Source organism: Thermomonas sp., assembly GCF_047606765.1.
GTDB lineage: Bacteria > Pseudomonadota > Gammaproteobacteria > Xanthomonadales > Xanthomonadaceae > Thermomonas.
Genome location: NZ_JASGED010000051.1, coordinates 1 through 11,786 on the forward strand (window position 1 = coordinate 1; position 11,786 = coordinate 11,786).

Annotated in this window: 7 protein-coding genes; all 7 read left to right on the plus strand. The window is 67.1% G+C overall.

Translation table 11 applies throughout. The annotated features are described in order from the left end of the window. Positions 1 to 254: 254 nt before the first annotated feature. Positions 255 to 1,250, plus strand: a complete 996-nt coding sequence (locus QM612_RS04835) for a LacI family DNA-binding transcriptional regulator (protein WP_415252765.1) — start codon at positions 255 to 257, stop codon at positions 1,248 to 1,250. Positions 1,251 to 1,318: 68 nt separating this feature from the next. Beyond that, a complete protein-coding gene (locus QM612_RS04840) occupies positions 1,319 to 4,225 on the plus strand; it encodes a TonB-dependent receptor domain-containing protein (RefSeq protein ID WP_415252766.1) in 2,907 nt (968 codons plus the stop codon). Beyond that, positions 4,222 to 5,733, plus strand: a complete 1,512-nt coding sequence (locus QM612_RS04845; protein WP_415252767.1) for a glucoamylase family protein — start codon at positions 4,222 to 4,224, stop codon at positions 5,731 to 5,733. The genes QM612_RS04840 and QM612_RS04845 overlap by 4 nt, the downstream gene beginning before the upstream one ends. A gap of 3 nt (positions 5,734 to 5,736) precedes the next feature. Beyond that, complete coding sequence (locus tag QM612_RS04850; RefSeq protein WP_415252768.1) at positions 5,737 to 7,011, plus strand: sugar ABC transporter substrate-binding protein; 1,275 nt, start codon at positions 5,737 to 5,739, stop codon at positions 7,009 to 7,011. Next, a complete protein-coding gene (locus QM612_RS04855) occupies positions 7,008 to 7,886 on the plus strand; it encodes a carbohydrate ABC transporter permease (protein ID WP_415252769.1) in 879 nt (292 codons plus the stop codon). Before QM612_RS04850 ends, QM612_RS04855 begins: the two co-directional genes overlap by 4 nt. Further along, complete coding sequence (locus tag QM612_RS04860; RefSeq protein WP_415252770.1) at positions 7,886 to 8,710, plus strand: carbohydrate ABC transporter permease; 825 nt, start codon at positions 7,886 to 7,888, stop codon at positions 8,708 to 8,710. Before QM612_RS04855 ends, QM612_RS04860 begins: the two co-directional genes overlap by 1 nt. Then, the gene (locus QM612_RS04865) at positions 8,707 to 11,781 is read left to right on the plus strand and encodes a discoidin domain-containing protein (RefSeq protein WP_415252771.1); all 3,075 of its coding nucleotides are present in this window, start codon (positions 8,707 to 8,709) and stop codon (positions 11,779 to 11,781) included. The genes QM612_RS04860 and QM612_RS04865 overlap by 4 nt, the downstream gene beginning before the upstream one ends. Positions 11,782 to 11,786: the final 5 nt, after the last annotated feature.

The window sequence follows — 11,786 nt, forward strand, 5'->3', positions numbered from 1 at the left end:
GACCGATATCCACGCGCTCACGATCCGGGCGCGGACGCCGGATGAAGCCGCGCTGGCCGATGGTGGATGAAGCCCGTGGTCGCGAAATCATGCTGCGACGCAGCGTGATCGCCGCCGCGTCGCAACGTCAATTGCGAACAAAAACAATTAGTTAACAAATAATCATGCGCCGACCGCAGCCGGCTGGAAGCGTTTTCTTGCGGATCGGCTGGAAACGTTTACAGTCTGCCCACCGTAGTCGGGCAGGGCATCGGATGACGGTGACGATCAAGGATGTGGCGCGGGAGGCCAACGTGTCCGTGGCCACGGTGTCGCGTGCGCTCAATGGTCAGCAGAACGTGGCCGAAGCCGTGCGTCGCCGGGTCAAGCATGTGGCCGAGCGCCTGCGCTACACCCCGCACCACGCGGCGCGCAGCCTGAGCAGCCGGTTGACGCGCACGATTGGCGTGGTGCTGCCGGAGTTGTACGGCGAGTTCTTCTCCGAGCTGATCTTCGGCATCGACCAGGTGGCGCGTGAGCACGGCCTGCATTTGCTGGTGTCCAGTTACCACGGCGACCCGCGCGAGCAGGGCGATGCCTTGCGCAGCATGCGCGGGCGGGTTGACGGCTTGCTGGTGATGTCGCCGTACGAGGATGCCGACGGGCACCTGGCCGATGCGCTGGCGGTGCTGCCGGACGCGGTCACGATCAGTTCGCATCCGGGCGTGGCCGGGCGTCATCGGGTTGGCATCGACAACCAGGCTGGCGCGCGCGCGATGGTCGCCCATCTGGCGGGGCTGGGGCATCGCCGGATCGCCTTCATCGCCGGCCCGGAGGGCAACCACGAGGCCGGCAAGCGCCTGCTGGGCTACCTCGACGCGATGCGCGAGCTGCTGCCGGACGTGGTGCCGCAGGTGTTGCCGGGCGACTTTCGCGAGGCCTCCGGCGAACGCGCCGCGCGCGACCTGCTGGCCAGCGGCCTGCCCGATGCGGTGTTCGCCGCCAACGACATGATGGCGCTGGGCTGCCTGCTGGCGTTCAACGCCGCCGGTCGCAGCGTGCCGGGCGACGTCGCCCTGGCCGGGTTCGACGATGTGCCGCTGGCGCGCCATGTGCCGCCGGGACTGACCACGATGCGGGTGGACATCGCCGCACTGGGCAGCGATGCGATGCACGCCCTGCTGCAGGGCGGGACGGTGGCCACCCTGCGCGAACCGCGCCTTGTGGTGCGCGCGTCCTGCGGCGCGCGCGCCTCGCCGAACAGTTCCTGAAGTACCGGGCCCCCAAGCCCGCCGATCGAACCACAACAAGAGCACGACACATTCCTGGAGGGGACGTCATGAGGAAGCAAGGCTTCAACCCGCGTCACAATCTGCTGGCCTGCGCACTGGCCAGCTGCATGGTACTGGGCGCGTCGCCCGCGTTCGCACAGTCCACCGCGGCGACCCTGCGCGGACAGGCCACCGCAGGCGGCACCATCACCGTCACCAATGTCGAGACCGGACTCAGCCGCAAGGCTGCCGTGGGTGCCAACGGCGCCTACGCGATCCCGGGCCTGCCGCCGGGCACCTACCGGGTTGATGGCGGCACGGGTTCGCGCACCATCACCTTGGCGGTCGGCCAGGTCGCAACCGTGGATCTCGGCACCGCTCCGGCGACGCCTGCCGACGACGTGACCAACCTCGAAGGCGTGCAGGTGATCGGCCAGGCGGTGGCGGAGACCCGCACGTCCGAGGTCGCCACCTACGTCAGCCCGAAGCAGATCGAGGCGCTGCCGCAGGGCACGCGCAACTTCCTTGCGTTCGCCGACAGCGTGCCCGGGATGGCGTTCTCGCAGGACAACAACGGCAATACCCGCCTGCGTTCCGGCGCGCAGTCCGCATCGGCGATCAATGTCTTCATCGACGGCGTCGGCCAGAAGAACTATGTGCTGCCGGGTGGCGTGACCGGCCAGGACAGCAGCCGTGGCAATCCGTTCCCGCAATCGGCGATCGGCGAGTACAAGGTCATCACCCAGAACTACAAGGCCGAGTTCGACCAGCTCAGCGGCGCGGCGATCGTCGCCGCCACCCGCTCGGGCACCAACGAATTCAAGGGCGACGTGTTCTGGGACGGCACCCGCACGCCATGGCGATCCGCCAGCCGCTTCGAAGAGCAGTCCGGGGTCAAGGCCGAGTCGGAAGAGCAGCAGTACGGGGTCAGCTTCGGTGGCCCGATCGTGCGTGACGTGGCCCACTTTTTCCTGGCGTACGAGGCCAAGACCTACGAATCGCCGGTGACCTTCAACCTGGGCCGTGGCTTCACGGTCAGCGAGTTGCCGTCCGACTTCCAGGACGAATACGGCTCGGGCGTGTTCACCAAACCGTTCGACGAAGACCTGTACTTCGGCAAGCTCGACTGGTCCATCGGCACTGACCATTACCTCGAATTGACCGGGAAGGTGCGCAAGGAGAGCGAGATCACCGATATCGGCGGTACCCGCTTCAGCAGCGCGTCCACCAGCAACATCAACGAGGAAACCCGCGTTGACCTGCGCTGGCAGTGGACGCAGGACAACTGGATGAACGATGCGCGCATCGGTTACGAGAAGTCGTTCTGGAGCCCGGAGCCGACCGAGTTCAGCAATGGCTATTGGCTGGCCGACGGCAACTGGTGGGACACCATCGCCCGACGCGGTGGTGGCGACAATTACCAGAACAAGGGACAGAAGGGCTGGATGCTGCAGGACGACCTGACCTGGTACGGCTGGGACGGCCATACCGTGAAGGCGGGCATGAAGTACAAGCTCATCACGGTGGACACCCTGCAGCAGAACAAGTTCAACCCGCAGTTCTACTACGACATCAACGAGAGCCTGACCGTGCCGATCCACGTCGAGTTCGGTGCGCCGGTGGCCGGGCTGGGCGACGGCACGGTGACCTCGAAGAACAGGCAGTTCGGCCTGTATGTCCAGGACGACTGGGAGGTCAACGACAAGCTCACCCTCAACCTCGGCGTCCGCTGGGATTACGAGCGCACGCCGAGCTACGAGGATTTCGTGACGCCGGCGGACGTGGTGGCCGCGCTGCGTGCATCCAACGCGACCCTGCCGAACTCGGGCGTGAACGTCGAGGACTACATCAGCACCGGCGGCAACCGCAAGGCAGACAACAACAACTGGGCACCGCGGCTGGGCTTCTCCTACGACCTCAATGCCGATCAGCGCAATGTCATCTTCGGCGGCATCGGCAGGTCGTACGACCGCAACCTGTTCGACTACCTGCAGAACGAGGTTGCGGTCGGCAGCTGGGGCAGTTTCTCCTACAACTTCGATACCGCACTGCATCCCTGCGAAGGCAGCAACTGCCTGGAATGGGATACCGCCTACCTCGACCCGGAGACCTTGCGCGCGCTGGCGGTTGCCAGCGGCTCGCGCGAGGTCTATCTCAACAACAACAATCTCGTCGTGCCGTATTCCGACCAGCTCAGCATCGGCATGCGCAACATCGTCAACATGGGCGGTAACGACTGGACGATCGAAAGCACGCTCTCGCACATCGAGAGCCATGACGGCATCGCCTTCCTGCTTGGCAATCGCCGCGCCGACGGCAGCTTCTTCCTGCCCGGCACGACCGATCCGCCGCCGTGGAACACCGGCTTCGCGCCGTTCACCAACATGATCCTGGCGCAGAACGTGCTGGAGACGAAGGCGGATTCGTTCCTGTTGCGGATCGAAAAGCCCTACACCGACGAATCGCGCTGGGGCGTGAACCTGGCCTATACCTTCACCGATTCGAAGCAGAACAGCCCGATCAACGGCTGGCCGGGCGCATTCAACGCCCAGACCATCGATGACTATGGCTGGTTCGCCGGCCAGGCTGCCAAGCACAGGCTGGTGACCACCGGCATCTACGAGGCACCCTGGGGCATCACCCTGTCGGCCAAGCTGACCTATGCCACCGCGCTCCCGCGCTATGTGCAGGACTGCAACGAAACCTCGTGGAGCCTGTGCCACTTCACCTATTACGTGCCGAAGGAGAAGTTCAAGCAGTTCGACCTGGCTGCCAACAAGGAGTTCGCCTTCGGCGACCGCGTCAGGCTGCGCCTGCGGATGGACGTGCTGAATGTCTTCAACTGGGCCAACTACAGCGGCTACAACGACTGGATGGGCGGTGCCAACGAACCGCTCAGTGCGAGCTTCGGCACACCCAATGCCATCGCGTTGCCCACCCGCACGCTGAAGCTGTCGCTGGGCTTGAGTTGGTGACGGCGGCAATCAGGCTGCCAGCACACGTCGCGCTGCTCGGCGCGGCGTGTGCGCTGGCCTTTGCCATCGGAGGTTGCAAGCGCGAGGCCACGCCTGCGGAGGCCATGCCGGCACCGCAGGCTGCAACGCAGCAGCGCGAAGTGCCCGAGCTGGTCGCCGACCTGCAGCGGCGCACCTTCGACTGGTTCTGGGAGGTCGGCAATCCCGACAACGGCCTGGTGCCCGATCGCTGGCCCACGCCGTCGGCCTCCAGCGTCGCCGCGGTCGGCTTCGGGCTGACCGCGTATGGCGTGGGCGTGGAGCGTGGCTGGATCAGCCGCGAGCAGGCGGTGGATCGCACCCTGGCCACGCTGCGCTTCTTCGCGCGCGCGCCGCAGGGCCAGAACGAGCAGGGCGCGGCCGGCTACAAGGGCTTCTTCTACCATTTCCTGGAATTGGACAACGGCCTGCGCAGCGGCACCAACGAAGTCTCGACGGTGGACACGTCGCTGCTGCTGGGCGGCATCCTGTTCGCGCAGAGCTATTACGACCGCGACGACCGCAAGGAAGCCGACATCCGCCGCCTTGCCGACAAGATCTACCGGCGCGTGGACTGGACCTGGGCGCAGGCGCGCAAGCCGCTGATCTCGATGGGCTGGAAGCCCGAGGAGGGCATGCTCCCGTACGACTGGCAGGGCTACAACGAGGCGTTGTTGGTCTATGTGCTGGCGCTGGGTTCGCCGACCCATCCGGTGGGCGAGGATGCGTACGTGGCCTGGAGTGCGCACTACGACCGCACCTGGGGCAAGTTCCACGAGCAGGAGCACCTGAGCTTCCCGCCGCTGTTCGGCCATCAGTATTCGCATGTGTGGATCGATTTCCGTGGCATCCAGGACGCCTACACGCGCGGCAAGGGCATCGACTACTTCGAGAACAGCCGCCGCGCCGCGTATTCGCAGCAGGCCTACGCGGTGGACAACCCGAACGGCTGGAGGGGCTACGGCAAGACCGTGTGGGGCCTGACCGCCTGCGACGGGCCGATCGATGCCAGCTTCGACTTCGACGGCACCACCCGCCTGTTCCGCACCTACGCGCCGCGCGGTGCCGGCATCGAATACGCGCTGGACGACGGCACCATCGCGCCCACCGCAGCCGCAGGCTCGATCGCGTTCGCGCCGGAAATCGCCATCCCGGCCATCGAGGCGATGCACGAGAAATACGGCAAGGACATCTACGGCGAATACGGGTTCCTGGATGCCTTCAATCCCAGCTTCACCTTCGCCGATGCGCCGCTGAAGCATGGCCGGGTCACCGACAGCGGCTGGGTGGATGGCGACTATCTCGGCATCGACCAGGGGCCGATCGTGCTGATGATCGAGAACTACCGCAGCGATTTCGTGTGGAAGGTGATGCGCCGCAATCCATACATCCAGCGGGGTTTGCAGCGCGCCGGCTTCCGTGGCGGCTGGCTGGATGCGCTGCCGAAGCAGGGCGAGGCGAAGGCGTCCAGCCCGGACAAGGCGGGCTGAACGATGCGCCTGCGCGTGGCCGCATGCGTGCTGGCGCTGGCATGGCTGGCCGGCTGCGCGCGCGATGACGCCACCAGCAGGCAGGTGGTGCAGCTGTGGGCGATGGGGCAGGAAAGCGAGGCGCTGGCGGGCATGCTGCCGGCGTTCGCGCAACGGCATCCCGGCATCGAGGTGCGCCTGCAGCAGCTGCCGTGGACTGCGGCGCACGAGAAACTGCTGACCGCATTCGCCGGCGATGCGCTGCCGGACGTGGTGCCGATCGGCAATAGCTGGATCGCCGAGTTTCACCAGCTGGGCGCGCTGGAGCCGCTGGACGCGCGCATCGCGGCCACGCCGGGGCTTTCGGCGCAGGATTATTTCCCCGGTGCCTGGGACAGTGGATTGATCGACGGGCAGGTGTACGCAGTGCCCTGGTACATCGAGACCCGCCTGCCGTTCTATCGACGCGACCTGCTGGCGAAGGCCGGCATCGCCACGCCGCCGCGCGACTGGGCGCAATGGCGCGCGGCGATGCGCGCGGTGAAGGCCGGCGGTGGCAGCGAATACGGCATCCTGCTGCCCACCAACGAGTTCGAACCGCTGCTCAACCTGGCCGTGCAGCAGGGCGAGCCGCTGCTGCGCGATGGTGGCCGCTACGGCAATTTCCGCAGCACAGGTTTCCGCCGCACGCTGGCCTTCTACAAGTCGCTGTTCGATGCCGGGCTGGCGCCACGGGTGGACAACACCCGCATCTCCAACGTCTGGAACGAGTTCGGGCGCGGCATGTACAGCTACTACATCAGCGGGCCGTGGAACATCGCCGAGTTCCGCAAGCGCCTGCCGGCGAACTTGTCCGGGGCCTGGGCCACGATGCCGCTGCCGGGGCCGGACGGGCCGGGCGCGTCGATCATCGGCGGCACCAGCTTCGTGGTGTTCCGCAGTTCGCGCCACAAGGACGCGGCCTGGACGCTGGTGGCCTGGCTGTCCGAGCCCGCGCAGCAGCTGGAATTGCATCGGCGAGTGGGCGACCTGCCGCCACGGCGTTCGGCGTGGTCGGGCCCGGCATTGTCCGGCGATGCGAACGCGCAGGCGTTCCGCGAACAGCTGGAGCGCGCGGTGCCGGCGCCCAAGGTGCCGGAATGGGAGCGCATCGCGCAGGAGATGCGCATCGTCTCCGAGCAACTGGTGGCCGGGCGGCTGGACGTGGACGCGGCGGCGGCAGAACTGGACCGCCGCGCCGACCTGATCCTGGCCAAGCGCCGCTGGATGCTGGACCAGCGCAGGCAGGCCGCGCCATGAAGGAGCGCACCGCGGGCTGGGTGTTCTCGGGGCCGGCGCTGCTGGCGATCGGGTTGTTCTTCGCGCTGCCGGCGCTGGCCTCGCTGGTGCTGAGCTTCACCGATTTCGACATCTACGCGCTGGCCGACCGCGCCAACCTGCGCTGGGTGGGTTTTGGCAATTACACCGCGCTGCTGCACAAGCCGCTGTTCTGGAAGGCGATGGGCAACACGCTGTGGTTCGTGACGTTCGGCGTGCCGTGCATCGTGACCGCCTCGCTTGCCGCGGCGCTGATGGTCAACGCGCGCATGCTGCGCTGGCGGCCGGTGTGGCGGGTGGCGCTGTTCGCGCCGTTCGTGACCACGCTGGTGGCCACCGCAGTGGTCTGGAACTACCTGCTGCACACACGCTACGGGCTGATCAACTACGGGCTGGGCAAGCTCGGCATCGCGCCGGTGGACTGGCTGGGCAGCCCGCGTACCTCGCTGCCGGCGATCCTGCTGTTCGTGGCGTGGAAGACCTTTGGCTACAACATGGTGATCTTCCTGGCTGCGCTGCAGTCGGTCTCGCGCGATCTGCTGGATGCGGCCCGCGTCGATGGCGCCGGCTGGTGGACGCGGCTGCGCCACGTCACCTTGCCGGCGATCGCGCCGACCGTGCTGCTGGTATCCATCCTGACCGTGGCGGGCATGTTCCAGCTGTTCGCCGAGCCCTACGTGATGACCCAGGGCGGGCCCGAGCAGTCCACCGTCACCGTGCTGTATTTCATGTACGAGGAAGGCTTCAAGTGGTGGAACCTGGGCTCCGGCGCGGCGGTGGCCTTCATCCTGTTCCTGTGCATCCTGGCGGTGACGCTGTTGCAGTTGCGCGTGGCGCGCAGGGCAGGTGCGATGTGATGCGTGAACGTGCCATCGGCGAATACGCCTTCACCGCGTTCGCCGCGCTGGTGTCGCTGCTGGTGCTGGCACCGCTGCTGTGGATGGTGTCGGTCAGCCTGATGCAGCCGGGCGCGGCCGCGCAGTTCCCGCCGCCGCTGCTGCCTGCGCATCCCACCCTGGACAATTACCGCACGCTGTTCGCCGACTACGGCATTGGCCGCTATGCCTTCAACAGCCTGCTGGTGTCCACCCTGGCGACGCTGCTGGCGCTGCTGTTCGTGGTGCCGGCCGGTTACGCCTTCGCCAAGCTGCGCTTCCGTGGCCGCGACGCGATCTTCCAGGCGCTGGTGGCCGCGCTGGTGATCCCCGGCCAGATCGGCATGCTGCCGCTGTTCCTGGAGTTGAAGGCGATGGGCCTGGTCAACAGCTATGCCGGCGCGCTGGTGCCGTGGCTGGCCGGCATCTTCGGCATCTTCATGGTGCGCCAGTTCTGCCTGGGCATCCCGGACGAACTGATCGAAGCCGCGCGCATCGACGGTGCCGGCGAAGGCACGATCCTGCGCCGGATCGTCCTGCCGGTGCTCAAGCCGATCCTGATCACGCTGGCGCTGTTCGTGTTCCTGGGCAGCTGGAACGACTTCATGTGGCCGCTGATCGTGCTGGCCGACCAGGAGCTGTACACCCTGCCGGTGGCGCTGGCCGCGCTCAGCCGCGAACACGTGCAGGACAACGAACTGATGATGGCCGGTTCTGTCGTCACCACCTTGCCGGTGCTGGCGCTGTTCCTGGCCCTGCAGCGGCATTACCTGGACGGCCTGCTGGCCGGGAGCGTCAAGGGGTGAGCCGCTTCGTTTGCGCGCTGCTTCTTGCATCCGCATGCGCGACGAACGCATCGGCGCAATCGCCGCGCGTGCTGGACAGCTTCGATTCCGCCACTGGCTGGGAGGTCGTCACCTCGGATCAGGTCAGCGGCCAACTGCGCGTGGTCGATGCCGAAGCCGGCAAGGCCTTGTGCCTGGCCTATGACTTCCACGGCGTGTCCGGCTATGCCGGCATCCGCAGGAAGCTGCCGCTGGTCTATCCGGCCAATTACGCTTTCAGCCTGCGCCTGCGCGGGCAGGGGCCGCGCAATGATTTCCAGTTCAAGCTGGTTGACGCCAGCGGCGACAACGTCTGGTGGGTGCGCAAGCCGATGTTCGCCTTGCCTGCGCAATGGACGCCCCTGCAATGGCGCAAGCGCCACATCGCCAAGGCCTGGGGGCCAGCGCCGGAAACGCGGCTGACCCGCAGCGCGATGCTGGAGTTCACCCTGGCCAGCGGCGAAGGCGGCAAGGGCGAGGCCTGCTTCGACGCGCTGGCCTTGCGCGAACTGCCGCCGGCGGATGATTCCCCGCTGGCGGGCACGCTGCGCGCGGGCAAGGGCGGCTACGTGCATGACCTCGGCAAGCTGCGCGAGATCGGCGGCGCGATCCTGCACTGGGCGTCAGCTCGTCCGGCTGGCGATTACGCGGTCGAACTCTCGAACGATGGCCGCGACTGGCGGCGCGTGCGCGAGGTGCGTGGCAGCGATGGTGGCGAGGATTTCATCGCGTTGCCGGAGGAAGAAGCGCGCTACCTGCGCATCGTGCCGTTCGCTAAGCACGGCACGCCATTGCAGGACATCGAGGTGCAGCCGTTGGCGTTCTCCGCCACCACCAACGATTTCCTCAAGGCGGTGGCCGCGCGCGCGCCGCGCGGAACCTGGCCGCGCGGTTTCAGTGGCGAACAGCCGTACTGGACCATCGTCGGCATCGATGGAGGAATCGAACAAGGTCTGCTCGGCGAGGACGGCGCGATCGAACTGGCAAAGGGCGGCTTCAGCATCGAACCGTTCGTGGTTGCCGATGGAAAGCTGGTGAGCTGGGCGGATGTGGCAACCACGCAATCGCTGCAGGACGGTTACCTGCCGATTCCGTCCGCGCACTGGACGCACGACACATTCAGGCTGGACATCACCGCCTTCGCCAGCGGCACGCCCGCGCATTCGCAGTTGCATGGCCGCTATCGCCTGACCAATACCGGAACCGCGCCGCGCGACTACGTGCTGGTGCTGGCGGGGCGTCCGCTGCAGGTCAATCCGCCCACGCAGTTCCTGAGCGTGCTGGGCGGCTACAGCCGTATCGATGAAATCGCCGCACGCGAAGGCGTCATCGTGGCCGATGGCCGGGTCGTGAGGATGGCGCGTCCGAGCGATGCCGGTATCGCTTCGGGTTTCGACCAGGGCGAACTCGTGCAGCGCCTGCGCGGGCTGGATTGGTCGAAGCCAGGCCTCGGCGCGGTTGCAGGCATCGGCAATGCGGCGCGCGATGCGCAAGGGCTGGCATCGGCGGCATTGCTGTTCAAAGTGAGGCTGCAACCCGGCGAGAGCCGCGAATTCGACTGGCGCAGCCAGCTCGACGGCACCGATGCAGCGCTGGCCTCGTCCGCACCGGTCGCGCAGTTGCAGGACGATGTTGCCGCGCAATGGCACGACAGGCTGGACCGTGTGCGCATCACGGTGCCGGCGCAGGGCCGGCGCGTGGTCGACACCCTGCGCACCGCGCTGGCGCACATGCTGATCAGCCGCACCGGGCCGCGCCTGCAGCCGGGCACGCGCTCGTATGCGCGCGCATGGATCCGCGATGGCGCGATGATCAACGAAGGCCTGCTGAGGCTGGGCCGCGAGGACGTGGCGGAAGATTTCCTGCGCTGGTACGCGCCCTACCAGTTCGCCAACGGCAAGGTGCCGTGCTGCGTGGACGACCGTGGCAGCGACCCGGTGCCGGAGAACGACAGCCACGGCGAATTGATTTACGCCATCGCCGAGCAATACCGCTACACCGGCGACCGCAAGCTGCTGGACGCGATGTGGCCGCATGTGGTCGGCGCGGTGAACTACATGGACGAGCTGCGCCTGGGCGAACGCACGCCGCAGAACCGGGCCAAGAACCCCGCCTTCTACGGCCTGATGCCGGCCTCGATCAGCCACGAGGGCTATTCGGCCAAGCCCATGCATGCCTACTGGGACGATTTCTGGGCACTGCGCGGCTACAAGGACGCGGTGGAGATCGCCCACTGGCTGGGCCACGACGAAGAGGCGATGCGCTTCGCCGCGTCGCGCGACCAGTTCCGCGCCGACCTGTTTGCGTCCATCGAAACCGCGACCGCGCAGCATGGCATCGGCTTCATCCCCGGCTCGGCCGAGCTGGGCGATTTCGATGCCACATCCACGACCATCGCGTTGGCACCCGGCGGCGAGCAGGCCCGTCTGCCGCAGGCACTGCTGCATGAGACGTTCGAGCGCTACTGGCGCGAGTTCGTGCAGCGCCGCGACGGTGGCCGCGAATGGAAGGACTACACGCCCTACGAACTGCGCACCATCGGCACGTTCGTGCGGCTGGGCTGGCGCGACCGCGCGCACCAGGCGCTGGACTTCTTCTTCCGGGACCGGCAACCGCCAGCCTGGAACCAGTGGGCGGAAGTGGTCTCGCGCACGCCGCGCACGCCGTTCTTCGTCGGCGACCTGCCGCATGCCTGGGTGGAATCGGATTACGTGCGCTCGGCGCTTGATCTGTTCGCGTACGGACGCGAAGCCGACGACGCGCTGGTGATCGCCGCCGGCATCCCTGCCGATTGGCTGGAAGGCGAGGGCATCGCCATTGAAGGCCTGCGCACGCCACAGGGCAGGCTGGACTACGCGCTGCTGGCGCAGGACGGCGTGCTGCGGCTGGACGTGCCTGCCGGCCTGCGCTTGCCGAAGGGCGGGATGGTGCTGTCGCTGCCGGAGCCTTGGGCCAGTGGCCGTGTGCGCAGCGGTGCGGCGGGCATCGTGGGTGGCGAGGTGCGGATCACCAAGTTGCCGGCGCGGATGGAGATCGTGGCACCGTCAAGATGACTCTC